This window comes from Gorillibacterium sp. sgz306347 (genome assembly GCF_059735245.1).
Window position 1 is genome coordinate 1 of record NZ_JCAPET010000056.1, and the last position, 25,434, is coordinate 25,434.

Genomic DNA, 25,434 nt, shown 5'->3' on the forward strand with positions numbered 1-25,434 from the left:
TTTTTGGCATTTTACCCCATGTTAACTTCTTTGCAAGTCTACTGCCGAAACCGGCCAAAAAAACGAAAATAAGCGCTATGGCAACCGTTACATTTCAAAACCCCTCTTTTTCGGGCAAATAGCCTCTGTGGCAACCGTTAGCGGACCGTGCCCTGCCTGCGAACCGTAGATAATCGTTTTGGGCATGGACGTCACCTGTGGTGCCTGTCGCCCCGGTTGGACCTGCCTGCGAATCGTAGATAATCGTTTTCGGCATGCGTTTCTTTGGGAGCTGCGCGCCGTTGGGCAATCAAGAAGCACGGACAGTTACCCGCTGGGACGGATGAGAACTTTGGCAGCTGCATTTCTGCCCAGGAAACTGCGGCTTCGTTTTTTCGGCTACCTTCCTAGCCCCCACGACAGGGGCGTTTATGACGCCCGCCAACCCCCTCACCGTAGTTTCCGCTGAGGCCTCGCCGTAACCCTGTTGAAGCTCCGCCGTGACGTTCACCAAAGCCCTCACGGTAGTTTTTGCTGAGGCCTCGCCGTAACCCCTGTTGAAGATCCGCCGTGACGTTCACCAAAGCCCTCACGGTAGTTTCCGCTGAGGCCTCGCCGTAACCCTGTTGAAGCTCCGCCGTGACGTTCACCAAAGCCCTCACCGTAGTTTCCGCTGAGGCCTCGCCGTAACCCTGTTGAAGCTCCGCCGTGACGTTCACCAAAGCCCTCACCGTAGTTTCCGCTGAGGCCTCGCCGTAACCCTGTTGAAACCCCACCGTGATCACCAAAGCCCTCACGGTAGTTTCCCGCCGAAGCTTCGCCCTAACCCTGTTGAAGCTTCGCCCTAGTCCCAGCAAAGCCACGTGAAGTCCCGTCCGCCAAAGCCAGCGCCTAAGCCTTGTCGTAGTTTCCCGAAGAACCCCAACGTAGTTCCCGCCGTAACCACGCGTCGAGGCCGCGACCCCCGTGCCTCCACCAGGATGCCTTCTACGCCGCAATCCCCGCCTGCCACGGCCCCCACCATGACGCTCTCTGCGCCGCCACCCTTCCGATTCGATTATCAACTCATCATGAGCAGCGCTCCTGCGCAGGAAGAAGAAAACAAAAGCAAAACCGGCATGCAAGCGGTTAACTCCGGCCAGAGAGCCTGTAAACGCCGGTTATTCGCCCATTCGCTCAAATTGACAGGGGGCCGCGCCCTTGATATAGTTCTACTGTCGAACTGTTTGTAGGACGAACTATTTTTTGATAGGGTTACCAACGAAAAGAACCGCATGGAGAAAGGAGAGATTTTCGATGAATCCGGATATGCTTGCGCAGCTCATTTCTCGTTACCTTGCGGCCAATTTCACCATTACGCGGCGAATGAACGCCCTGTTCCGGGAAGCGATGCCGGATTCGCTGACAAGCGACCAGTTCCAGATCCTTCACACGCTCGGGGAAAGCCGCGAGCTGCTGACGGCGACGGAGCTGGCGGAAATTTTCTGTGTCGGCAAAAGCACCATCACCGCAGCCGTTACCCGGCTGGAGGACAAAGGGCTGATTGAGCGGGAGCCGAGCAAAAAAGACCGGCGCATCGCCTATCTGAAGCTGACCGAAGAAGGCCGCTCCAAAGCAAAGGCGTCCAATGAGAAAATCCGAATGATCCTGGAAAAATACCTCGATGATTTCGAGGAGCGGGAAGTCGAGGCGTTTATCCGGCCGTGGGAAAAGCTGGCTGAACTGCTGGTGCAATCGGAAGAGGGGAGAGAGAACGAAAAATGAGAACAGTTTTGAAGCTGAAATGGGCCATCCTGGCAGTCTGGCTGGTCGCGGCGGTCGCTTTGTTCCTGACGGCCCCGAACATGGCCGATCTGGTGCGGGAAAAGGGGCAGCTGTCGGTACCCGGCGGGTATTCCTCGCAGCAGGCAAACGAGCTGGCCGAGGAAATGAACGCCGGGGGGGACGAGTCGAACGCCACCGTACTGGTTTTTCACAGTGAGCAGAAGCTTACCGACGATCAGCTGAAGGACATTCAAGCGGGTGTCGAAAAGCTGAAAGCCGGCAAAGAAGAGTATGGGGTCACCTCGCTGACCACCCACTTTGATACGCCCGAGCTCGCCGAGCAAATGGTTTCGGAGGACGGCACCACGGTGCTCGTTCTGGTGAACGTGGCGCTTGACGGCAAAACGGTTCAGGAGGCCAGCGACAGCCTGTATGCCGCCGTTTCGGACGTACCGGTCGAGCACTACTTGACCGGCAACTGGCTGATCACCGAGGATGTCGTTGCCAGCTCGCAGGACGGACTGAAGCGCACGGAGGGCATCACCGTCGTTTTCATCCTGATCATTCTGTTTGTCGTATTCCGGTCCGCCGTCGCACCGTTCATTCCGCTTCTGACGGTGGGCCTTACCTACCTGACGTCGCAGTCGGTGGTAGCGTTCCTGGTCGACCGGTTTGATTTTCCGTTATCCAACTTTACGCAGATTTTTCTGGTCGCGGTTTTGTTCGGGATCGGAACGGACTACTGCATTCTGCTGATCAGCCGCTTCAAGGAAGAACTGGCCCACGGCCGCGAAAAAGACGATGCGATTGTGGAAACGTACCGGACCGCCGGAAAAACCGTTCTGGTCTCGGGAGCCGCGGTACTGGTCGGCTTTGTGTCGATCGGGTTCTCGGATTTCTCCCTGTACCGTTCGGCCGTAGCGGTCGCCGTCGGCGTCGCTTTGCTGCTGGTCGCCCTTTTGACGCTGGTGCCTTTCTTCATGTCGACGCTCGGCACCAAAATCTTCTGGCCGGCGCGCGGCTCGCTGGAGCACCGCCCGAGCCGGCTGTGGGGCGCCGCCGGGAGCTTTTCCCTCAAACGTCCGCTGCTGGCGCTTCTTTTGGTGGCGGTGGTCGCGGTTCCGTTTCTTTCCGTTTACTCCGGCAGCCAATCGTTTAACTCCCTGGATGAAATCGGGAGCAAGTACAAATCCGTCAAGGCGTTCGACATCATCTCGGAAAGCTTTGGCCCCGGGGATTCGCTGCCCGGCAATGTGATGGTCAAAGCCGACGGGGCGCTGGACAGCCCGGAAGGGCTGGCGGGCATCGAGCAGATTTCCCGCGAGCTGGCAAAAGTGGACGGCATCAAAATCGTGCGCAGCGCCACCCGGCCGACCGGTGAAGCGCTGGGCGACCTCCAGGTCTCTACGCAGGTGGAGCAGCTGGAGGACGGCATCGGCCAGGGCAATGACGGACTCAACGAAATCGGCAAAGGCTTAACCGATGCCGGCGCGGCCCTGAAGGAAAATGCGCCGAAGCTTGAAGAAGCCGCCGCCGGTGCGGGTCAGCTGACCGAAGGCACCGAGCAGCTGAAGGCCGGCATCGTGCAGCTCGGCGACGGGCTGAAGCAGCTGGAAGCCGGGCTTCGCGACGGCTCCGCCGGTGCGGGCGAGCTGGCGGCCGGCATGCAGCAGGCCAAGGAGAGCGCCGACAAGCTGGCGGCCTCCGGCGAGCAGCTGCTCGGCGGCTACCAGCAGATCGAGCCGGGGCTTCAGCAAATCACGAAAGCATACACCGATGTAGCGGCCAAGGCGGGCGAGCTCGCCAAAGGGCTCGGCGACGTCGGCCAAGGGCTTGCCGGTTTGGGTGAGAAGTACCCGGATCTGAAGAACGATCCGATGTTTCTCCAGGCGCAAGACGCGCTGGCCCAGCTTGAAACCGGCGCGGGCCAGCTGAGCGCGGGCCTCGGCCAGCTGAACAATCAGCTTGGCGGCATCCAGCAGGGCCTCGGCCAGGCGAACAGCGGCTTCTCGCAGGCGGTTCAAGGCCAATCGGCCCTTGCATCGGGACTGTCCGAGCTGGCTTCCGGCATCGGGCAGCTGCAGCAGGGCTTTGAACAGGCGGCTGACGGTCAAAGCCAGGTGGTCGCCAAGCTGCCTGAGCTTACCGGCGGCATCGACCAGCTGAGCGCAGGCCAGCGCGAGCTGGCGGCCGGCTTCTCGCAGCTCGGCGGCCAGCTGGATCAGCTGACCGACGGTCTGGATCAAAGCACCAGCGGCCTTTCGCAGGTGACGGCGGGTCTGACGAGCGCCCAGGACTACATGAAGGAATTGGCCGGCTCGTCCGATCCGGAGCTGTCCGGCTGGCATGTGCCGCAGCAAGCGCTGGAGAGCGCCGAATTCCGCCAGGTGCTGGACACTTATTTGTCCCCCGATGCCAGAATCGCCAAATTCGATATTGTGTATGAAGGCAATCCGTATGAAGTCGAGACGATGGACCTCACCGAGCAGGTGAAGGACGCGGTCGCGCGCGGCCTGAAGGGCACAAGCCTGGAAGGAGCGGAGTATGCGGTCGGCGGCATCTCCAGCATGAACCACGACCTCCAGACGATATCGGAAGGAGACTACACGCGTACGGTTATCTTCATGCTTGTCGGGATCTCGATTATCCTGATCCTGCTGTTCCGCTCGCTGATCATTCCGCTTTACACGATGCTGTCGCTGCTGCTGACGTATTACACGTCCATGGCGATCACAGAGGTAGTCTTTACCCGCATCTTCGATTACTCCGGCGTCGGCTGGGCCGTCTCGTTCTTCGGCTTCGTCATGCTGATGGCGCTCGGGGTCGACTACAGCATCTTCCTGCTGGACCGCTTCAAGGAATACCGCCATTTGCCGGAACGCGAAGCGATTCTGGAAGCGATGAAAAACATGGGCCCCGTCATCATGTCGGCGGTGGTCATCCTGGGCGGAACCTTTGCGGCGATGCTGCCCTCGGGGGTTCTGTCGATCATGCAGATCGCGGTTCTCGTCTTGTCCGGCCTGGTCCTGTATGCATTCGTCATGCTCCCGCTGTTCATTCCGGTAATGGTCCGCACCTTCGGCCCCGCCAACTGGTGGCCGCTGATGGGCCGCCGGGAGGGACGCGGCGAATCCCGCATGGATGCTCCGGGCGACATGGCGTTTGTCAGCCGTCACAAAGAGTAACCCTAGGGTTCCGTACAGGAAGGCCCCCGGGCACGCCTGGAAATGAACCCTGAGCCCAAAACAAACCGGCCTGAAAAACAACCGGTTCTCCCTGCGCAAAATTAAAAACCGGATCGGAAAAGGACTTCGTCCTTGCCGATCCGGTTTTTCGCATTTCGTTTGTGTTCTTCGAAAGAGGTTGGGAGGCAGGCGGTCAGTTGCTATCCGGCTCTATCGCCCGTTAAAGCCGTGGGTCCGGTGCCGGCGCAGCTAAAAAAGGCCGTCCCCGCCGGAATCGACTTGAGGACAGCGCTCATATGGCGTATGGAAAAACTAGCGTAGGGCGTGGCGAAAGCGCGCGGGAGCCGCTTCAGTGAACCGCCGTTTTCGGGTAGAGAAGGCCCGCTACCTTCTGGCCGCTTCTGCGGACGGAGGAGCCGTATTTGTCCCGGTCGTGACGGTTGAGAAGCTCGTCCAGCTCGTGGGAAATCTCCAGCACCCGGGTATCGTTGAAGCCGAGTCGGATGGCCAGCTCGGTTAATTCCAGCCTTTTTTGTTCAATCAGCGTATCCAATAAGCTCATTCAAAATGCTCCCATTATCTTTGTTTCCCCTATTTTAACGGAAGATGTCGAAACAGTAAAAATCTGTTTTGTATAACCAAAAAAGAGAACGCATGCCCGCGCTTGGTGCAAGCGCAGGACATGCGTTCGGCGGACCGGAGGCTCCGCTTTATTCCGGGGCGTCCTCGCCGCCGGCAGCGTCGGGCCGGCGGGGCAGCTGCTTCACATAGCTGTCGGAATAATTCAGCAGCTCCAGGGCGCGGAAGTACTCTTCATGGGTGACTCCGCCGTCGTGAATAAGGCCGTCGCTAAGTGGATACTGGGTGCCGTCGTCATACCCGCTGCCTGGAATAAACAGCCCCTTGTCGGATAAAAGCGAGCCGGTGGGCAAATAATACCGCTGCGGCAGCAAATTGGTGCTCTGGTTCAGCACGTCCTGACCGAAATGGATATGGTCTGAAAGCGAAACACCCGTCAGGTTGGCGATGGTCGGCATGACGTCGACCTCCCCGCCCATTTGCGGATATTCCTTGGGATACGTGACCCCCGGCGACGCAATAACAAACGGAATGTTGAACATGTCGGCAAAGCCGTATTCGCGTCCCAGAAGCCCGTTCAGCAGGTCAATTTCTTCGCCCGTCAGCGAATAGATCGGGAGGCCGACGTGGTCGCCGTACAGCACCAGCAGCGAATTGTCCCATACCCCGTCCGCTTTCAGCTGGTCGATGAACTTCCCAAAGGCATAATCCGCGTAGCTCTGGGCACGCAGGTAATTGCCGACGAAGTTATCCTCATACTCTTCGGTCAGCGTAATGCGGTCCTTTTCGGCCGGCGTCGTAAAAGGATGGTGCGCCGTCATCGAAATGACGTGGGCATAAAACGGCTGGCCGCTTTCGTTCATCTTTTTCAGCTCGGCGGCGGTTTTGGTGTACAGCACTTCATCCGAAGCCCCGAAGAAAACGGAATCTTCCTCTCCGAAAAAGTTCTTGTCGTAATACCGGTCAAAGCCAAGCGACTTGTAAAGCTCGCCGCGGTTCCAGAATTCCACCACGTTGGTATGGAAGGTCGCGGTGTCGTAGCCTTTTTCTTTCAGCAGCTTCGGCATGCTGGGCAGTTCCTTGTCGACGTAAGCCATGGTTGCCGCTCCGCGGCGCGGAATGTAAAACGACGTGTTCACGACGAACTCCGCATCGGAGGTGTTGCCTTGGCCGACCTGCTGATAGAAATTCGGGAAATAGAAGTTCTCCTCCACCAGCTTGTTCAGATTCGGCGTCACTTCCTGGCCGTTCACCTTGAGCCCGATCAGAAAGTTTTGCAGCGATTCCATCTGCACGACAATAATGTTCCGGCCCTCGGCCGCTTTGAAGAGAGCGGGGCTCACGGGCTCCTCGATGCCCTTCAGGCGGCTGATCGTTTCCTGTGTAATGCCTTGGGGCGCCACCGGCTTCCGCTCTTCGTCGTCCGCCAGAATCGTATACGCCTCATAGCCGATGATGCCCATCTGCTCGGCTTTTTTGATTTCGCTCATGCTGGCCTGGTTGGGAAGAATGTTAAACAGGCACAGAAAAAGAGAGATCGCAAACATGGCGCTCACCAGGCCCCGCTTTTCCCGATACGAGGCATACTGCTTCCACCACTTGGCTTTCTTGCTGCGGAACAGGTAGAGAGCGAGCACGATCACATCGAGAAAGAGCAGCAGGTAATAGGGCTGCAGCAGGGAAAACACGCTGTTCTGGACCGCGGTGACCTGATTGACCTGCTCCAGGGCGTGATAAGTCGCGATAACCCCGTAGTATTTGTAATACATAATGACGGCGAAAAAGAGCGCGGTCACCACCAAATTCAGGCCCAGGTAAATATCCAGCTTGCGCTTGGAGGACAGCCATTCCACTACGCAGAAAAGCAGCCAGATAAACGGCATTTCCGTCAGCACGGTGTTCAGGATCGTGCCCTCGTCGCTAAACAAAACCGACCAGGCGAGGTAGCTTTTGATAATGAGAATAATAGAAAAGAAGACAAACGGCTTAAAGAAAAAAAGACGGACTTTCTGCATCCGCGACATCTTGTGAATCTCCTCTCATGCCAAAGGGGCCTACATCGCGAGGCGGCGCTGTAAACCCGGCTGTAAAGAAATCATGAAGAAAAATAAAGAGTCACCCCCATTATGCCGTGCCGCAAGCCGTTTGTCAAAAGGACGATGCCCCAAATCGGGAAAAAAAGGAAGCCGTTGTAAAAGCGCCGACGCGATGCTCAGCCCGGCTGCAAGGCGGCGTCCGGCCGCGGCCAGGTCGACCTGCCTCCGAAAAAGGTGTTATAATGAGGAAAAGCTGAGCGAACGAATGTTCTTTTTTCGGGAGGATCGCAATGGAGGAAATCCGTCTTTCCGTCCGGACTCTGGTGGAATATGTCTACCGGTCGGGCAGCATTGAAACGGGGTTTGGTACGGCCGCCGCCATGAATCTCGGCTCGAAGCTGCACCGGCAAGTTCAGGAGAGGTACGGCGAGGAGGACCGGAAGGAAGTGTTTCTGCGGCTGGCGGCGGTTTCCGGCGGACTGCCTTTTGTGCTGGAGGGCCGTTGCGACGGGCTTCTCGCGCCGCGCGAAGCAGAGGGGGAGGGGGAGGCGGACCCGGCGCCGGTAACCATCGACGAAATCAAGACCGCTTCCGGCAGCCTCTCCCTGCTGGAGGAGAACAGCCATCCGGTCCACTGGGCGCAAGCCATGTGCTACGCCTATATGTACGCGCAGCAGGAGCAGCTGCGGTCGGTCCGGGTTCAGCTTACCTACGTGCAGGCTGAGACAGGCGAGACGCTGCAATTTTCCCGGCTGCTGGAACGCGTGGAGCTGGAGGAGTTCGTAAACGGACTGCTGGCCGCCTATGAGCCTTATGCGAGGCTCAGGATAACGCACGCCAGGGAACGGGACGAAAGCGCGAGGCGGCTGGCTTTTCCGTTTCCCGCTTTCCGTGAAGGGCAGCGGCAGTTTGCCGGCGCGGTGTACAAGACCCATGCGGAAGGCAGGCGGCTGTTCGCTCTGGCGCCGACCGGAACGGGAAAGACGATCTCTACCCTGTTTCCGAGCGTGAAGGCGATCGGGGAAGGGCTGCTGAGGCGGCTCTTCTACACGACGGCAAAGACGACTACGCGGACGGCGGCCGAAGAGGCGCTGGCGCTTCTGGAAAGCGCCGGGCTCCGGCTGTGGAGCGTGACGCTGACGGCGAAGGACAAAATCTGCTTCTGTACGGAAACGGCATGCGGACGCGAAACCTGCGAATTCGCGGACGGCTTTTATGACCGCTTGAACGGCGCGCTGCTCGATCTCCTTGAAAATGAAACCCGCATGACCCGTCCGGTGGTGGAAGCCTACGCGCGCAAGCACCGGGTTTGTCCGTTCGAGTTTTCCCTGGAAGCGGCTTACGCGGCGGACGCCGTTATCTGCGACTACAATTATCTGTTCGATCCGAAGGTGTCGCTCAAGCGGCTCCCGGAAGAAGAGAAGCGGCAAACGGCCGTTCTGGTGGACGAAGCGCACAATTTGGCGGACCGGGGGCGGGAGATGTTTTCGGCCGAGCTGGAAAAAGGGGCGCTGGTGCAGCTCAAACGCGATTTCAAGACGAGCGACCGTCCGCTCTTTGAGGCCCTTTCCGGCCTGAACCGGCTTCTGATTGCGTGGAAGAAGGAAGCCGATGCGAACGGGGGAGCGGCTGTCTCCAGACAGCTTCCGGAGGAGCTGCCCGCGCTTCTGGATACCTTCATCGCCTCCGCCGAGCGGCAGCTGCTCGCGGGGCAGGCGGAGCCGGAGGCGCGGGAGCGGCTCCTGGACGCCTATTTTGCGGCGCGCGATTGCCTGCGCGTTTCCGGAGAATTTGACGAGCGCTACGCCGCCTATGCGGAAACGCACCGGAACGGCCTCCGGTTCCGGCTGTTCTGCGCCGATCCGTCCGTTTCCCTGCGCCGCATGGCCAAAGGGTTCCGCTCGCTGGTTTTCTTTTCGGCTACGCTGTCTCCTCTTTCCTATTATAAAGAGGTGCTTGGCGGGGAGCCCGACGATTCCTATGTGCGCATCCCGTCCCCTTTTCGCCCGGAGCAGCTGGAGGTGCGCATTCTGCCCGTGTCCACCCGCTACCGGGACCGGGAACGGACAGTGGATGCCGTGGCCTCTTTGCTGGGCGAACTGGCGCGAAGCAAGCCCGGCAACCACCTGGCTTTTTTCCCGTCTTACGATTATTTGCGCGCGGTCCGCGAACGGCTGCCGCTGGACGACCCGAACATCGAGGTGCTGACGCAGACCGGCGGGATGGGGGAAGAGGAGCGGGATGCGTTCCTGGCGTCCTTCCGGGAAGGACGGGAAACGACGCTGGTCGGGCTCGCCGTGATGGGCGGCGTGTTCTCGGAAGGGATCGACCTGACCGGAGACAAGCTGACGGGGGTGTTCGTAGTCGGCGTAGGTCTGCCCAAAGTCGGGCTGGAGCGGGATCTGATCCGGGACCTCTATAATGAAGCAGGTAAAAACGGCTTCGATTACGCGTATGTCTACCCCGGCATGAACAAGGTGCTCCAGGCCGGGGGCCGGCTCATACGGACGGAGCAGGACACGGGCACCCTGGTGCTGGTCGACGACCGCTTCCTGCAGCCGCCCTATTGGTTTTTGCTGCCCCCCGAATGGCGCCGCGCGCCGGCGGAAGGTGGTCCGGGCGGCGGCTTCCGCTGACCGCAGCAATGCTCGCTCTAAATAGCCGGTGTTGGCGCTCCCTCGGCTTTAGCGGCCAGTTTATGAGACTGTGAGGCTCTGAGGCTCTGAAGCTCTGAGGTTCTGAGGCTGTTCGCGGTGCGGGGGCAAACGGCGAAAGCAAGCTTTCCCATCGGGTGAACGGCGGGCGGAGCGGTCGGAACGGGGTGCAGAAGCGCAAGCGTTCGCCTTTGTTTTCGGGGGACTTCCGTCGCCGGTTTTAATCCAATCCGGGTCCCCCGAAAACAACAGCGATCGAAACCCCGTTCCAGGCAGCGGAGCCCGGTTTTTCACCGAGGCAAAACCAGGCTTTTCCGCTGCTGGTTGACAGGCAGCCAACAAAAAAAGACTGCTCCGCCGCGGGATCATCCCGCAAGAGAGCAGCCTTCGCCAAGCGTTGTCCGCGAAGCCGCGGGCTTTTTGGCGTTTATCAGACGCGGTCGCGCACGTCGCGCGTATCCGCCGCCACCTTCGGCAGCAGCACCAGGCTGTAAAGGGAAGCAAGGCCGACAATTACATACACGACGCGTGCCGCCATCGTATCCATGCCTCCGAAAATGCCTCCCACCAGATCCCATTCGAACAGACCGAACAGAAGCCAGTTCAAACCGCCGATAATTGTAAGAAGCAGAGCAACCGTATTCAGGGTTTTCATCGCGTTGACCTCCTTATGAGTTGACTGTCATCGGGTAATAAGTATAGATTTTGTATAAGTCCCTCATCTGCGTTGCGGCTCAGCGCTGAACGTTCGGCATCGCGTTGACATCATATTCTTATCCGCATTTGCAAAGACTGAATCAAAGATAACCGGAAACGGTTTGTATAATTTCGATATAACTTTCAATCGAGGGGATGCCATGTACAGCATCAAAAAAGTGTCGGAGGAAACCGGCCTCCCCGTTGTGACGCTGCGCTCCTGGGAAACCCGCTATGGAGCCGTCTCTCCCGAACGAACCAAGGGGGGCCACCGACTGTACAGCGAGCAGGACCTGGAAGTGTTCCGCTGGCTCAAAAAGCAAACGACCGAAAACGGCCTGAAGATCAGCCAGGCGGTCCGGCTTCTCCAAACGTCCGGCCCATCCGCAGCTGCCGCTTTTTCTCCCGATGGGCGGTCCAGGCCCGCCGGCCCGGCGGAGATTCCGCCGGAGCATGCGGACGCCGTTTTCCAGGCGTTAACACGCTGCGACACGGAGGAAGCCGACCGGCTGCTGGACGAAGCCTTCGGCCGGTTCAGCTGGCAGCGGGTTTTCCATGAGCTGCTCGCCGGCGTGATGCGGCGGATCGGAGAGGAGTGGCAGGCCGGGCGGATCACGGCGGTACAGGAGCATTTTTCCACACAGATTGTTTTGCAGCGGTTTGCGCCTTATTTCCGGCTGTATCCCGTCAATCCGGAGCTGCCGAAGGCACTGGCGTTTTGCCCGCCCGGCGAGTTTCACCAGTTCGGGCTGCTGCTGTTTGCGCTCTTTTTGCGGGAGCGGGGCGTCGATGTGCTGAATCTCGGCGTCAACACGCCGTTCGAAGGGCTGCTTCCTTTGCTGCACGAAAAAAACATCGGCATCGCCGCGCTCTCCCTCCATTCGCCGGCCGCCCTCCCGGAGGTCGAGCGCTGGGCGGCGGACGTGCGGAAGGAGCGGCCCGGACTCAAGCTTGTGCTGGGCGGCGCGGGCGTTCGCGGCTGCCGGGGGCGGCTCGCCGGGGCGGTGCTCGGCGAAACCCGGAAGGAGTGGGCGGCCTGGTTCGACGCGCACTGGGGAGACCGGCTGATCTGAGGATTTCTGGAATCGTTGGAAGCTGTGGTATACTCGTAGCAAAATACCCTCAGGCTTCTCCCGCCGCGGGCGGGGGTCCTGTCGGCCAATCACCGAAGGAGGATTGCCGTCATGAGCGATTTGTTGCGTAGAGCCATTTCCCTGGGCGTCGGGATCGCCGCAGCCAGCAAGGAGAAAATCGAGAAATACGCCGATGAGCTGGTCGCCAAGGGAGAGTTGGGAAAGAACGAAACGAAGGATTTCGTCAATAATCTGGTCGCCAAAGGGGAAGAACAGCGGGGCCAGATCAAGAGCCTGGTGCAGGAGCAGGTCCGCAAGGTGCTGCAGGAGCTGGATGTCGCCACCCGACGGGACATGCGGCTGCTGGAGGAGCGGCTCGAAAAGCGGATCGACGAGCGGCTTTCCGCGTCCGACGCTGCGCCTTCGGCCGGGGCGGCGGGCTTGGCAAGCGAGCCGGGCATGCCGGAAGCGGGCGGTTCGGGCCAACTGCCGGAGACGGAGACGCCCGGGCCCGGCGACGGCTCCGGGACGCAAGCGCCCTAAATGGCGCTGAAGCTCCGCCACACGAAGCGCTACCGGGAAATCGCCGCCGCCCTGATCCGGCACGGCTTCGGTTTTGTGGTTGAGGAGCTTGGCCTGTTTCAGCTGCTGTCTCTTCCCCGCAAGTGGCTAAAGCGCGGGGAAGAGAAGCACGCGATCACCTGGCCGGAGCGAATCCGGCTAGTCTGCGAGGAGCTCGGGCCGGCTTACGTCAAGCTTGGCCAGCTCTCCAGCACCCGGCAGGACCTGCTTCCCCGGGAACTGGTCGAGGAAATGAAAAAGCTGCAGGATCAGGTGCCGCCTTTTCCGATGGAGGAGGTCCGGCGCATTCTCGAGGAGGAGCTGGGCGCTCCCCTCGGCAAGCTTTTTCAGGCGTTTGAGGAGCAGCCGCTCGCCGCCGCTTCCATCGGGCAGGTGCACCGGGCGAAGCTGCACAGCGGCCAGGCCGTTGCCGTGAAAGTGCAGCGGCCGGCGGTGGAGGAAATCGTCAAGCTCGACCTGGAGATTCTTCACGACCTGTGCCTGCTTGCAGAGCGCAAGCTGGACTGGGCACGGCAGTATCAGGTGACGGAGGTGCTGGAGGAGCTTTCAAGCTCCATGCTCGACGAGCTCAATTACACGCGGGAAGGGCAGAACGCCGACCGGATCGCTTCCCAGTTCAAGCAGTGGAAGGACGTCCGGATTCCCGCCGTTTATTGGGACTACACCACCGCCAAAGTGCTCACGATGGAATTCCTTGAAGGCGCCCACCTGGACCGGCTTCTGGACGACGGCGTGCCGGCGGTCCGGCGCCGGGAGGCGGCCGAGCGGCTGGTCAATACGATGCTGCAGCAAATTCTCGTCGACGGGTATTTTCACGCCGACCCCCACCCGGGAAATCTGTTCCTCATGCCGGAGGACAAAATTGCGTTTGTCGACTTCGGCATGGTCGGGCATTTAAGCGAAGACATGCGCTACCACCTGACCTCGCTCCTGATCGCCATGATGCGACGGGACAGCGAAGGCGTGGTGCGGGCCGTCATGCGGCTCGGGCTGGTCGGCGACGAGGTGGACACGGCGCGGCTGCGCAAGGATTTTGACCGGCTGCGGGACCGCTATTACGCCATCCCTCTGTCCCAGCTGAGCCTGGGCGAAGCGGTCAACGACCTGTTCGCCATTGCCGCGCGGCACCGGGTACGCATGCCGACCGATCTGACGCTTCTGGCCAAAGCGCTGATCACGCTGGAGGGCGTGGCGGTGACGCTCGACCCGGAGCTCAGCATCGTCGACCTGGCCGAGCCGTTCGGCCGCCGGCTGCTCAAAGAGCGGCTGCGTCCGGACAACGTCGGCAAGCGCGCCTGGAAGAACGCGGCGGAGGCGGCCGACAATCTGCTGCGGCTGCCCCGGCAATTGAGCCAGATTGCGTCCCTGATGCGGTCGGGCAAGCTGCGGGTGGAGGTCGGGCTTTCCGAGCTGGAGGTGCTGCTGAAAAAGCTCGATCAGGTCAGCAACCGGATTTCCTTCAGCGTCGTGCTGCTGTCCTTCAGCATCGTGCTGGTCGGCCTGATGCTTGCCTCCACACTCGGCCAGGAGCCGGCCTATCTGCTGCATTTGCCCGTCATGGAGATCGGGTCCGTTATCGCCGGTCTCATGTTTTTATGGCTGCTGTATTCCATCTTTAAATCAGGCCGGTTTTAAACGCCGGCGATTCCGGCAAACGAAGGCTGCGGTTTCGTCCGACAGGGCGGGAGCGCGGCTTTTTTTGTCGCAAATCCGAAGGGGAATCATAAGGGAAATTAATTAGCTTGCTAAAGTAATATTGGCGAAATCGCTTTCTTTTATCATCATTATAAATAGTTAAAAAACGGTCAAGAATAGCGTCATCATTACATTTTTTTTGAAACAGTTCCTTCCGGTTGACGTAGAAGAAGGGAGCTGATATGATCGTATTTGATTAGTTGGCTAACGAAATTGGAGGGAGAGATTCATTGTTTAAATCGGGTACGGAAACGCTGTACCACCTGTTCTCGCATATTCAGCGCCTGCACTTCGTTTTGCTTCACAGCCGTCTGGATAAGATCGGGGTCTACCCCGGCCAGCCGCCGGTTCTCCTCCTGCTGTCCGACCAAGGCGGTCTCAGCCAGAAGGAGCTTGCCCGGAAGATGCACGTCAAGCCGGCCACCCTCACGGTCATGCTGAACCGCATGCAGGCCGCCGGCCTTGTGGAGCGGCAGTCGGACCCAGACGACCAGCGGGTTTCCCGCGTGTATGTGACAGAAGAAGGGCGCAAACTGAAAGAACGGCTCCAGTCCGTTTTTGACTCCATTAATGAAGATTGCTTCCGCGATTTTACGACGGAAGAGCAGGCCCTGCTGCGGCGCTTCTTTTTGCAGATACGGGATAACCTGAAAAAAGCCAATCAGGAAACAGGAGAGGATCGTATTGATTAAGCTGTTTCGAAATTTAAAACCCTACGCGATTCCGATCGGGATCGTGCTGATTCTGGTCCTTCTCCAGTCCTTGTCGGATTTGTATCTGCCTACGCTGATGTCCGACATTGTCGACGAGGGGATCACCAAGGGGGACACCGATTTTATTTGGCGGATCGGCGGCTTCATGCTGCTGATTGCGTTCGGCGGAACCATTTGCGCCGTCGTCTCCAGCTTTCTGTCCTCCCGCGTAGGCGTGGGCTTCGCCCGCGACTTGCGCAACAAAGTGTTTTCCCATGTGGAGAACTACTCCCTGCAGGAGTTTGACAAGATCGGCACCGCTTCGCTGATCACCCGCTCCACGAACGACATCACGCAAATCCAGACGGTCTTGATCATGATCCTGCGGATGATGATCAGCGCCCCGATGATGTGCATCGGCGGCATTATTATGGCCGTCCAGGAGGACCGCGGGCTTTCCTGGATCATCCTGGTGGTCGTGCCGGTGCTCGCACTGGCCATTTTCCTGATCGCCGGCCGGGCCATTCCGTATTTCAAGGTCATGCAGAAAAAGATCGACAAAATCAACCTCGTGCTGCGCGAGGGCTTGACCGGCATCCGCGTCATTCGCGCGTTTAACCGCGGCGAGCACGAGCGGAAACGGTTTACGGCCGCCAACGCGGACTTGACCGACACGGCGATCCGCGTCAACAAAATCATGGCCTACATGATGCCGTTCATGATGATCGTCATGAACTTTACCACCATCGCCATCATCTGGTTCGGAGGCATCCGCATCGACGAAGGCAACATTCAGGTCGGCGCGCTGATGGCGTTCCTCCAGTATGTCATGCAAATCATGTTTTCGCTGATCATGGTCTCCTTCATGTTCGTGCTTATTCCGCGCGCGTCAGCTTCCGCCGCCCGTATTAACGAGGTTCTGGATATGAAACCGGACATTCTGGACCCGAAAGGACCGGGCGAAGAGAGCCACGGCCGGGGGTACGTGGAGTTCCGGGACGTTACCTTCAGCTTTCCGGGCGCCGAGCAGCCCGCTCTGAAAAACATTTCGTTCAGCGCCAAGCCCGGCGAAACGACCGCCATTATCGGCGGAACGGGCTCGGGCAAATCGACGCTGCTTAACCTGATCCCGCGTTTTTATGACGTGCACGAAGGAAGCGTGCGGGTTGACGGCGTGGACATCCGCGAGCTGACCCAGGAAACGCTGCGGCAAAAAATCGGCTACGTTCCGCAAAAAGCGGTGCTGTTCACCGGCTCGGTCGCCGACAACATCCGCTACGGCAAGGACGATGCGACGGATGAGGAAGTCCGCCGCGCCGCCGAAATCGCGCAGGCATCCGATTTCATTTCCCGCATGCCGGAAGGCTTTGATTCCGAGATTTCGCAGGGCGGGTCGAACGTATCGGGCGGCCAGAAGCAGCGCTTGTCCATCGCGCGGGCACTGGTGCGGCGGCCGGAGGTTTATCTGTTCGACGACAGCTTCTCGGCGCTCGACTTTAAAACCGACGCCAAGCTGCGGCAGGCGCTGAAGGGCGAAACCACCGACGCAACGGTCATCATTGTCGCCCAGCGGGTCAGCACCGTTATGGACGCCGACCGCATTATCGTGCTGGAGGAAGGCACGATCGCCGGCATCGGGACCCACCGCGAACTGTTGAATACCTGCGAGGTTTACCGCGAGATCGTATCCTCACAGCTGTCCGAGGAGGAAATAGCATGAGCGAAGAACAAAAGAACGCTTCCCGGCGGCGCGGCAAAGGCCACGGAGGTCCCGGAGGCGGACCCCCGATGATGATGCCGGTCCAGAAGGCGAAGGATTTTAAAGGCACGCTGCGCCGGCTGGTCCGCTACCTGAAGCCCCAGCAGATGATTTTGCTTATCGTCATGGTGTTCGCGGCGGCCAGCACCATTTTCACGGTCATTGCGCCCGATATTATGGGGAAAGCGACCTCCAAGCTTTTTGAAACGATTCAGGCCCGGTACATGGGGGATGCTACGGCAACCGTCGACTTCGCGTACATCTGGAATATCATGACCCAGCTGGTCGCTTTGTACGTCGTGAGCGCCTTGTTCACCTTCCTGATGCAGTATCTGATGGCCGGCGTTTCGCAAAAAACGGTCTATCAGATGCGGGAGGACGTGAACGGCAAGCTGAACCGGCTGCCGCTCAAATATTTCGACTCGCGGACCCACGGGGAAATCCTCAGCCGGGTGACCAACGACGTCGACAATATCGCGAACACGCTGCAGCAAAGCCTGACGCAGCTGATTACCTCCGTGTTCACGATGATCGGGTTCTTCGTCATGATGCTGCGCATCAGCGGCTGGATGACGCTGATCGCGTTCGTCACGGTGCCGGCGTCGGCCTTTGTCGCCAAGACCATCGCTTCCCGTTCGCAGCGGTTCTTTAAGGACCAGCAGCGGGAGCTTGGCGAACTGAACGGGCATGTGGAGGAAATGTACACCGGCCACAACGTCGTCAAGGCGTTCGGCCGGGAGAAGGAGTCCATCGCCAAGTTCAAGGAGGTCAACGACCGCCTGTACGTATCGGGCTGGAAAGCGCAGTTTATTTCCGGCTTGATCTTCCCGCTGCTCGGCTTTATCAACAACATCGGCTACGTCCTGGTTTGTATCGTCGGAGGCATTTTCGTCACCAACGGCCGCATCTTGGTCGGGGACATCCAGGCGTTTATCCAATACACCCGCCAGTTTACCCAGCCGATTATCCAGACGGCGAACATCGCCAACATCCTGCAGTCCACCGTCGCCTCCGCCGAACGCGTATTCGAGGTGCTGGACGAAACCGAAGAAGTGCCGGAGGTGGCCGCTTCCGATGCGGTAGAGAACGAACGTCCCCGCGGCGAAGTGAAGTTCGAGCACGTGAAATTCGGTTACAAGGAAGATTCGCTCCTGATCAGCGACATGAACATCGACGTGAAGCCGGGGCAGACGATTGCGATCGTCGGGCCGACCGGCGCGGGCAAGACGACGCTGGTCAACCTGCTGATGCGGTTCTACGAAATCAACGACGGCCGCATTACCATCGACGGCAGCGACATCCGCGATTACAAGCGCGGCGACCTGCGCAGCCTGTTCGGCATGGTGCTTCAGGACACGTGGCTGTTTAACGGCACGATCCGCGACAATATCGCGTACGGGCGGGAGAACGCCAGCGAAACGGACATCGTCCGGGCGGCAAAAGCGGCGCATGCCGACCACTTCATTCGCACCCTGCCGGAAGGCTACAATACCGTGCTGAACGAAGAAGCGTCCAATATATCGCAAGGGCAAAAGCAGCTGCTGACCATCGCGCGGGCGATTCTCGCCGATCCGGCCATTCTGATTCTCGACGAAGCGACGAGCAGCGTCGACACGCGGACGGAGCTGCTGATCCAGGAGGCGATGAACCGCCTTATGGAAGGGCGGACCAGCTTTGTCATCGCCCACCGGCTCTCGACCATCCGCGGCGCCGACCTGATTCTGGTCATGAATCACGGCGACGTGATCGAAAAAGGCACGCACGAAGAGCTGCTGGCGCAAGGCGGATTTTACGCCGATCTGTACAACAGCCAGTTTACGGCCAAAGCGGGTCAGGAAGTGGGCTGACGCGGGGCCATCGAAAAGCCGTCTCCTTCATCGGGGACGGCTTTTTTGCGCTTATAAGAACCGGGGCGCTTTCCCATACTGGATAAAAGCAATTTACCTCTCAGAAAAGGCGGGAAGCGCATGATCGAAAACGGCTGGGTCGGCTTGATGCAGGGAAACGGGCTCGCGGAGCTTGCGTTTTATTTTGCCGTTTACTCCTTTGGCGGATGGCTGCTGGAGAATGGCTACAGTGCGGCAAGAACCGGGGTTTTCTTTAAGGAAGGCTTTCTGTACGGTCCCTACAAGCCGATGTACGGCTTCGCCCCGGTGCTGCTGCTTTTGGCGGCATGGGCGGGGCTTCCCGCGCCGGGGCTCTGGCTGGCCTGCCTGATCATCCCCACCCTGGTGGAGGGAGCGGCGGGATACCTGCTGCTCCGGGTATTTGGCCGGCGGTATTGGGACTACTCCTCTTTCCGGGTGCAATACGGAGGTTTTGTCTGCCTGCCGTTCTCGCTCTGCTGGTGGGTACTGTCCGCTCTCTGTTTGTACGGGTTTCATCCCCGGGTGGAGGCGTGGTACGGCTTGATCGAGCCGGTATGGCTCTGGCTGCTGCCCCTCTATGCCGTCAGCGTGCTGGCCGACCTGGCGGTTACGGCGCGCGGGCTCCTTGCGGTCGCTTCGGCTCCGCAGCGGTAGCCTTTTGGGGAGGATGCTCTGAACCTGCGTAAAGTTGAACCGGCCTCGCCGGGCGGTCTCCAAGCCGCGCAGACTCGGCGGACAGCGGAAAATTCCGCGCTTCCATCCGTTGACAGTTCGCGCGGCTTTGTTGTACCATATACTTAGCAATACAAAGTATTAAGATTAACGAGGTGAGGACTTGAATCAGGCGAGCCAACTGAAGAAGGGCGTCTTGGAAATCCTTGTCCTCCATCTGCTGCGCCGTTCGGACATGTACGGCTATCAGCTGATCAGCGAGTTGGACAGCCGGAGCGGCGGCTTTTTCCGCATGAAGGAGGGCACCCTCTATCCGGTGCTCTACCGGCTGGAGGATGCGGGTTATATCGAGAGCTATTGGGAGAAGGAAGGCGAGAGACGCGCCGTGCCGCGGAAGTATTACCGCATTACCGGCGAAGGGAAGGCGCGGGAAGAAGAGCTGAAGGAAGATTTGGACGCATTTGTCGCATCGATCCGAAACGTGCTGGGGGGATAACCGATGGTTCCAAAAGAAATAGAGGCGTATGTAGAAGAAGTGCTGCGGTATATTCATGCGGACGCCGCGACCAAACGGAGAATCGGAAGCGATTTGACGGCCGCGCTTGCCGAACGGGCGGAAGAACGCGGATTGGAGCGTGCGCTGCGCGAGGCCGGCAAGCCGGAGGAGGTGGCGCGGGAGTTTTCGGAGAACCTGGGCGGGGGAACCGAATCATCCGCATCCGGTATCGCCGAAGAGCTTGCCGGACTTCGCGGCGATATCCGGCAGTTGACCCAGCCTTTTTACGAATACAAGAGCAAGCGGGTGCTGTTCGGCCTTCCCTTGGTCCATGTGAAGTTTCGGCGGGGCTGGAGCCGCTGGGGCGGCGGCATAAGCGCAAAACCGGCCGTAGCCAAGGGGATTTTGGCGATTGGAGACATTGCGGTGGGCGGTCTGGCAATTGGCGCGTTTTCGTTTGGCGGCCTGTGCCTCGGCGCTTTCTCGCTCGGGCTGCTTTCGCTGGGCGCGATCGCCGTCGGCCTGCTGGCCGGCATCGGCGCCATCGGAATCGGCACGGTAGCGGTTGGCGCCGTGGCCATCGGCTTCGCCTCCTTCGGCGCGGTGGCGGTCGGCCGGGCCGCCGTCGGGGCCGCGGTTCATGGAATGGCCACGTTCAAAGTGACGGAAGACGGGGGCGTGACGTGGGGCGAGGTGCGGGAAGTGCTGCGGCAGGCGTTTCCGTTCCTGTTCCGCTGAGGGCCGACGCAGGAACAGGCGCCGCAAAGAAAAAGGCAGCCCGGGCCGCGCTAACGGCGGTCGGACTGCCTTCTCCCGGCGGACCGGCTTGCCTTCCGGCCGTCCGCCGTTTTTGTTCCGCCCGCCGGAGAAGCGGGCCTTTTCGCTGCTTTTTACAAAGAGCGCTTGTAAATGGCAAGCACGTCTTCCCGCTCCAGCTTCTTGAAGCTGCCGAACGGCCCGTACACCATCGCCTTGTCGGTCATCAGCTCCAGCTTGCTGTCGTCGATGTCGTAATCGGCCAGGCGTGCCGGCGCGCCGATGGAATCAAAGAAAGCGCGCAGCGCGCGGATGCCTTCCAGTCCGGTCTCGCGGTCGTCTTTGCCCGCGGGATCGATGCCGAAGACGTTGACGGCAAACTGCTTGAACCGGGCCGGTCCGGAATCGATGACATGCTCCATCCAGTTCGGGAACAGGATGGCGAGTCCGCCGCCGTGGGGAATGTCGTACACCGCGCTCACCGCATGCTCGATGTTATGGGTGGCCCAGTCGCCGCCCGCGCCCATCGAGGTCATGCCGTTCAGCGCCATGGTGCCGCAATAGAGAATCGTTTCCCGGTGCTCGTAATTCTCCAGGTCCTGCAGAAGCTTGGGCGCGGTTTCGATCACGGTGCGGAGGAGCGTTTCGCAGAACCCGTCCTGGACCGGGGTATTCGGCGTATGCCGGAAATAGTTTTCAAAGACATGGGACATGATGTCGACCATTCCGTAAACGGTTTGGTTTTCCGGCACGGTGTATGTAAACTCGGGGTCCAGGATCGAGAACCGGGGCTGCACAAGGGGGCTGCCCCAACCGTATTTCTCCTGCGTTTCCCAATTGGTGATGACCGAGCCGTTGTTCATCTCCGAGCCGGTCGCGGCAAGCGTCAGCACCGTACCGAGCGGGAGCGCGTCCTGCACCGGAGCTTTGTGCGTGATAAACTCCCAGGGGTCCCCGTCGAATTTGGCGCCGGCGGCCACGGCTTTGGCGCAGTCGATCACGCTGCCCCCGCCGACGGCGAGCACCAGGTCCGCGTTTTCCCGCTTGCAGATGTCCACGCCCTTGCGGACGGTCGTCAGCCGGGGGTTCGGCTCCACGCCGGAAAGCTCGTGGACGGCCGCTCCGCGCTCCTTCAGAATGGCGTGCACCTTTTCGTACAGGCCGCTCTTCTTGATGCTTCCTCCTCCGTATACCAGCAAAACCGTTGCTCCCTGCTCCGTCAGCTCGCCCAGCTCGCCGCGGAGCTTGTCCAGCATGCCTTTGCCGAAGTGAAGCCGTGTCGGATTGTGAAATGTGAACGGATACATAATTCGTTGTCCTCCTTTGAGGATAAAGTGGCGGCGTCTTATTGCGCGCGCTTCTTCATTGTACCAAATGCATACGAGGAATACACTTGAACGGACGGACACCGAAACAGGCGGCGGGAAGCGGTTAGAACCGAGCAGACCGCAGGGCCTTACGGTCCGGACCACGGAAAGGCGATGATCGCAATGGGGGACTACTGGGAAGAACGGTTTCGGCAAGAGGGAATGATCTGGGGGACGGAGCCGAGCCCGACCGCCCTGGAGGCGGCCGGCTGGTTCCGGCGGCAAGGAGCCCGCAGCGTGTGGGTGCCGGGAGCGGGGTACGGACGCAACACCAGGGTTTTTTCGGAGCGGATGGAGGTCGATGCGGTGGAGCTTTCCCCGGCCGCTCTTGAGCTGGCCCGGCAGTGGGACCCGAAGACGCGGTTTCATGCGGGCTCGGCGCTCGAGCTGCGAATGGGAAAAACCTACGATGCGGTTTACTGCTACGACGTGCTGCATTTGTTCCTGGAGGCGGACCGCCGCCGGCTGGCGGACAACATCCGGCTTCATCTTGCGCCGGGCGGGCTGCTTTACCTTACCGTTTTTTCGGACGAGGATGCGAACTGCGGCCGGGGGCCCGAGCTGGAGCCGGGCACTTATGAATACAAGCCGGGCAAAGCTGCGCACTTTTTTTCGGAAGGCGAGCTTGAAGCGCAGTTTGCAGGATTTGAGCTTCTTGAAACGGGCACACGCCGGGAAGAGCTGTCTGCTCAGGAAGGCCCGGCGCATGCTTATCTGCTGCGGTATGCGGTTTTTCGGAAGCGGTAGCGCAGATTACGACTTGACGGTCATCCGGCGGATCAGAAGCCCGGAAATGGCCAGCCAAATCACGCTGAGCAGCGTCAGCCACAGCGAGAAGCTGGCGACGGAGGAAGCGGCGTTGATGACGGCCTCCAGGAGCTTGGCGACCCAGTTGTCGGGCGCGAGCATCAGGATCAGCAGAAACACGCCGCCGATCAGAAACAGACCGGTTTTGCCCAGGCGGCGGGCCAGCGTGCCGATCAGAAAACCGAGACTGAGCATTTGGAGCAGAACCACCGCGTTGATGACGATCTCTTCAAATGTCGTGAAGGCGACTTCCCCGTTGCGCGAGAGGGTGGCACTGAGTGAGAAGAAGGCCAGCTGCATATCCAGTTTGCCGACAAGCCATGCCTCAAAGAAATGCAGGAGCAGCAAAACGCCGCACGTGAATACCGTGTAAATGACAAAGCTGATCACGACAGAGAGAAAGTAGTCGATCCGCCGCAGCCCCGTCTCGATCGCATAGGGCAGGGTTTCGTGCAGGATGACAATTCCCGCGACAAAGGTGTAGATGAAGATCGAGAACAAGCCGCCGACCGTGAGGCTGTTGTCGCCTTCCATCCGGCTGAGCGAAATGATGGAAAGCACGAAGATCGTCAGCAGAATCGCCCAGAAAATCTGGTACGAGCGTCTGGAGTTCACATATTGCAAGCGCAGCAGCGCAGCCATCGGTTTCATTATCGGGTTCCTCCCATCGGTTGACGTTGCTCTCCGGCGGCGGTCAGATGCAGGATCAGCTGTTGAAAAGAGACCGGCCCCAGCTCAAGCCCCAGCTCGGCGGCCTGACGTCGCGTCTCGGCACCCGATTCGCCGAGAATGGAGACCGACTCCAGCGCGCCGAAGGCTTCCCGGTGCAGCACCCGGCGGTTTTGCGCGAATTGGGCGATCTTCTCGCGGTTGCCGCTGGCCGTAAAGGCCATGCCGCGCAGCTCGTCGGATTTCTGGTCCAGGATCAGCTTTCCCTGCTCCATGACGAGTACATGCTCGAGCAGCCGGCTGACCTCGTCGATCAGGTGCGTGGACAGAACGACCGTCCGCGGGTTTTCGCTGTAGTCCTCCAGCAGAAGATCATAAAACAGCATCCGGGAAGCGGCGTCCAGGCCGAGGTAAGGCTCGTCGAAGATCGTCAGCGGCGCGCGGCTGGCCAGGCCGACCACAATGCCAAGCGCCGAGGTCATGCCCCGGGAAAGCTTTTTGACGCCCCGCTTCATCGGCAGCCGGAATTCTCCGATCAGGCGCTGCGCGTAAGCTTTGTCCCAGTTCGGGAAAATCAGGGCGGACAGATCCAGCACATCGCTGACCTTCAGCGATTTCGTATACTGCTGGCTTTCCTTGATGAAGCAAATCCGGCGCAGCACGTTATTGTTTTCATAAGGACTTTCCCCGAACACCTTGATCTTCCCCGACGTCTGAAAAAGCTGGGCGGTCAACAAATGCATCAGCGTTGTTTTGCCCGCGCCGTTGCGCCCGAGCAGCCCGACGATTTGCCCCCCTTCGAGCGAAAAGGTCACGTTGTCCAGAGCGGCGACGTCCCGGTACTTCTTGGTCAGCTGTTCGACTTCCACCACATGGGCTGTCATTGGGTTTGCTCCCCTTTCCGGATCATATCGATCAGTTCCTCCCGGCTGATGGCCAGCTTGTCGGCTTCCTTCAGCATGGATGCCACGTATTGATCAAAAAATTGTTCCTTCCGCTTGCCGAGCAGCGTTTTCCGCGCACCTTCCGCCACAAACATGCCGATCCCTCTCTTTTTGTATAAGATTCCGTTGTCCACCAGCAGGTTGATGCCTTTGGCGGCCGTCGCCGGGTTGATCTGATAATGGGCGGCAAACTGGTTGGTGGACGGCACCTGGCTTTCCTCCGGCAAAATTTCGTCGATAATGTCATTTTCGATCCGCTCCGCGATCTGCACAAAGATCGGTTTGCTGTCGTCAATGAGTTCCTTCATCCCTTCACCACCAAACTGGTTAATTACTTATGTAATGAACTATAGAACAATCGAATTCGGTTGTCAATAGACGCGCGGTATTTGTTTCGGCCTTTTTTTTGCGAAAAGGCTGTATTGAGCTTCAGCGATGTTGAGCCGCGCCGGGGAAACTTGGGCGGGAATGCGCCAGGGGCGTGTTGGTGGCGGGGAGTAGGGCGCAAGGTAGACGGAGATTAATGGGGAGTGCGTGCGGGATGGGACGTTTGGAAGGAGGGTAATGTTGGGGGGGCATGGAGGATACGGCGTAAGGAAGGCGGGTGAGGTTGGGGAGAGTGTGAGGAATGCGTACGTAAGGCAGCCGGGGGAATTGGGAAGTGGGACGGAAGGAAGGTGGGCGAGTGAATAGTTGAAGTTGGCACAGAGAGTAGAGCGATGCGTTTAGAAGGTCAGGCGTGCCGTGGTGAGCGTATGGAGGATGGTGTGTGTTGGGACACGACAGAAGAAGGAAGAAGTAAGGCCAGCTTGCCGGGAAGAGTATTGGGAGCAGAGTGCTGAAGTTAGCGTGAGGAGGGCAAGGAGTTGGGTGGCGAGTGAAAGTTACAAGGGTGGAGGGGAGAAGAGAGGAAAGGCCAGCTTGGCTGGTGAGGGAAGAGTGTTGAGAGTAGAGTGCTGGAGATACGTGAGGAGAGCTAAAAGTGTTGGTGATCGTGAAAGTGGTGGGGAGATCACGACTGATCAGCGAGAAAAGGAGTTTTGGGATTCAGGAGAAGGGGGAGCGGGAACTGTAACGGTTGCCACAGAGGCTATTTGAGCTAAAAAGGCGCTCTTGAAATTTATACGAAAAATACCAACGTTGCAGTAAAGCGCTAAAGGG

General features: G+C 59.4%; 21 protein-coding genes. 14 read left to right on the forward strand and 7 right to left on the reverse strand.

The window, feature by feature from the left end:
- Positions 1-1,275 precede the first annotated feature (1,275 nt).
- Positions 1,276-1,743, forward strand: a complete 468-nt coding sequence (locus AC6I6H_RS20110; RefSeq protein ID WP_497956045.1) for a MarR family winged helix-turn-helix transcriptional regulator — start codon at positions 1,276-1,278, stop codon at positions 1,741-1,743.
- Positions 1,740-4,928 (forward strand): efflux RND transporter permease subunit, encoded by a 3,189-nt coding sequence (locus tag AC6I6H_RS20115; protein WP_497956047.1) that lies wholly within the window; start codon positions 1,740-1,742, stop codon positions 4,926-4,928. Before AC6I6H_RS20110 ends, AC6I6H_RS20115 begins: the two co-directional genes overlap by 4 nt.
- 349 nt (positions 4,929-5,277) lie before the next feature.
- Here the strand turns inward: AC6I6H_RS20115 and AC6I6H_RS20120 are convergent, their stop codons facing one another.
- Together AC6I6H_RS20120 and AC6I6H_RS20125 are read right to left on the reverse strand one after the other, a co-directional pair.
- Positions 5,278-5,490 carry a Spo0E family sporulation regulatory protein-aspartic acid phosphatase gene (locus AC6I6H_RS20120; RefSeq protein ID WP_497956048.1) on the reverse strand — a complete coding sequence of 71 codons (213 nt, stop codon included), beginning with the start codon at positions 5,488-5,490 and terminating at the stop codon, positions 5,278-5,280.
- A 148-nt stretch (positions 5,491-5,638) separates the two neighbouring features.
- Entirely contained in the window at positions 5,639-7,531 is a 1,893-nt protein-coding gene (locus tag AC6I6H_RS20125) for an LTA synthase family protein (protein WP_497956049.1), read from the reverse strand.
- Positions 7,532-7,833: 302 nt separating this feature from the next.
- Between AC6I6H_RS20125 and AC6I6H_RS20130 the strand changes: the two genes are divergently transcribed.
- A complete protein-coding gene (locus AC6I6H_RS20130; RefSeq protein WP_497956050.1) occupies positions 7,834-10,179 on the forward strand; it encodes an ATP-dependent DNA helicase in 2,346 nt (781 codons plus the stop codon).
- A gap of 448 nt (positions 10,180-10,627) precedes the next feature.
- Here the strand turns inward: AC6I6H_RS20130 and AC6I6H_RS20135 are convergent, their stop codons facing one another.
- Complete coding sequence (locus AC6I6H_RS20135) at positions 10,628-10,852, reverse strand: DUF378 domain-containing protein (protein ID WP_497956052.1); 225 nt, start codon at positions 10,850-10,852, stop codon at positions 10,628-10,630.
- A 202-nt stretch (positions 10,853-11,054) separates the two neighbouring features.
- Here AC6I6H_RS20135 and AC6I6H_RS20140 point away from each other — a divergent pair, with 202 nt between their 5' ends.
- The 9 genes from AC6I6H_RS20140 (at position 11,055) to AC6I6H_RS20180 (ending at position 20,468) form a co-directional block, all read left to right on the forward strand.
- On the forward strand, positions 11,055-11,966 hold the full coding sequence (locus AC6I6H_RS20140; RefSeq protein ID WP_497956054.1) for a MerR family transcriptional regulator: 912 nt from the start codon (positions 11,055-11,057) through the stop codon (positions 11,964-11,966).
- A 111-nt stretch (positions 11,967-12,077) separates the two neighbouring features.
- Positions 12,078-12,509 carry a phasin family protein gene (locus AC6I6H_RS20145; RefSeq protein WP_497956055.1) on the forward strand — a complete coding sequence of 144 codons (432 nt, stop codon included), beginning with the start codon at positions 12,078-12,080 and terminating at the stop codon, positions 12,507-12,509.
- Complete coding sequence (locus AC6I6H_RS20150; RefSeq protein WP_497956057.1) at positions 12,510-14,183, forward strand: ABC1 kinase family protein; 1,674 nt, start codon at positions 12,510-12,512, stop codon at positions 14,181-14,183.
- A gap of 290 nt (positions 14,184-14,473) precedes the next feature.
- Positions 14,474-14,935: a MarR family winged helix-turn-helix transcriptional regulator gene (locus tag AC6I6H_RS20155; RefSeq protein WP_497956059.1), complete on the forward strand. Its 462-nt coding sequence runs from the start codon at positions 14,474-14,476 to the stop codon at positions 14,933-14,935.
- On the forward strand, positions 14,928-16,655 hold the full coding sequence (locus tag AC6I6H_RS20160; RefSeq protein WP_497956061.1) for an ABC transporter ATP-binding protein: 1,728 nt from the start codon (positions 14,928-14,930) through the stop codon (positions 16,653-16,655). The genes AC6I6H_RS20155 and AC6I6H_RS20160 overlap by 8 nt, the downstream gene beginning before the upstream one ends.
- Positions 16,652-18,541 (forward strand): ABC transporter ATP-binding protein, encoded by a 1,890-nt coding sequence (locus tag AC6I6H_RS20165; protein WP_497956062.1) that lies wholly within the window; start codon positions 16,652-16,654, stop codon positions 18,539-18,541. The genes AC6I6H_RS20160 and AC6I6H_RS20165 overlap by 4 nt, the downstream gene beginning before the upstream one ends.
- Positions 18,542-18,661: 120 nt before the next feature.
- Positions 18,662-19,216: a putative ABC transporter permease gene (locus AC6I6H_RS20170; protein ID WP_497956063.1), complete on the forward strand. Its 555-nt coding sequence runs from the start codon at positions 18,662-18,664 to the stop codon at positions 19,214-19,216.
- A gap of 181 nt (positions 19,217-19,397) precedes the next feature.
- Positions 19,398-19,730 carry a PadR family transcriptional regulator gene (locus AC6I6H_RS20175; protein WP_497956064.1) on the forward strand — a complete coding sequence of 111 codons (333 nt, stop codon included), beginning with the start codon at positions 19,398-19,400 and terminating at the stop codon, positions 19,728-19,730.
- 3 nt (positions 19,731-19,733) lie between these two features.
- Positions 19,734-20,468 (forward strand): hypothetical protein, encoded by a 735-nt coding sequence (locus tag AC6I6H_RS20180; protein WP_497956065.1) that lies wholly within the window; start codon positions 19,734-19,736, stop codon positions 20,466-20,468.
- Positions 20,469-20,620: 152 nt separating this feature from the next.
- Here the strand turns inward: AC6I6H_RS20180 and AC6I6H_RS20185 are convergent, their stop codons facing one another.
- Positions 20,621-21,793 (reverse strand): iron-containing alcohol dehydrogenase, encoded by a 1,173-nt coding sequence (locus AC6I6H_RS20185; RefSeq protein WP_497956066.1) that lies wholly within the window; start codon positions 21,791-21,793, stop codon positions 20,621-20,623.
- Positions 21,794-21,976: 183 nt separating this feature from the next.
- On the opposite strand from AC6I6H_RS20185, the gene AC6I6H_RS20190 reads away from it, so the two are divergent.
- On the forward strand, positions 21,977-22,600 hold the full coding sequence (locus AC6I6H_RS20190; RefSeq protein WP_497956067.1) for a class I SAM-dependent methyltransferase: 624 nt from the start codon (positions 21,977-21,979) through the stop codon (positions 22,598-22,600).
- A 6-nt stretch (positions 22,601-22,606) separates the two neighbouring features.
- Here AC6I6H_RS20190 and AC6I6H_RS20195 read toward each other — a convergent pair whose 3' ends face one another.
- Genes AC6I6H_RS20195 through AC6I6H_RS20205 form a run of 3 tightly spaced genes read right to left on the reverse strand, consistent with a single transcriptional unit; the run spans position 22,607 to position 24,581 of the window.
- Entirely contained in the window at positions 22,607-23,311 is a 705-nt protein-coding gene (locus tag AC6I6H_RS20195) for a hypothetical protein (protein WP_497956069.1), read from the reverse strand.
- Positions 23,311-24,213 (reverse strand): ABC transporter ATP-binding protein, encoded by a 903-nt coding sequence (locus AC6I6H_RS20200; protein ID WP_497956070.1) that lies wholly within the window; start codon positions 24,211-24,213, stop codon positions 23,311-23,313. The genes AC6I6H_RS20195 and AC6I6H_RS20200 overlap by 1 nt, the downstream gene beginning before the upstream one ends.
- Positions 24,210-24,581 (reverse strand): GntR family transcriptional regulator, encoded by a 372-nt coding sequence (locus AC6I6H_RS20205; protein ID WP_497956071.1) that lies wholly within the window; start codon positions 24,579-24,581, stop codon positions 24,210-24,212. The genes AC6I6H_RS20200 and AC6I6H_RS20205 overlap by 4 nt, the downstream gene beginning before the upstream one ends.
- A 436-nt stretch (positions 24,582-25,017) precedes the next feature.
- Here AC6I6H_RS20205 and AC6I6H_RS20210 point away from each other — a divergent pair, with 436 nt between their 5' ends.
- Entirely contained in the window at positions 25,018-25,371 is a 354-nt protein-coding gene (locus AC6I6H_RS20210) for a hypothetical protein (RefSeq protein ID WP_497956072.1), read from the forward strand.
- The last annotated feature ends 63 nt before the right edge of the window (positions 25,372-25,434 follow it).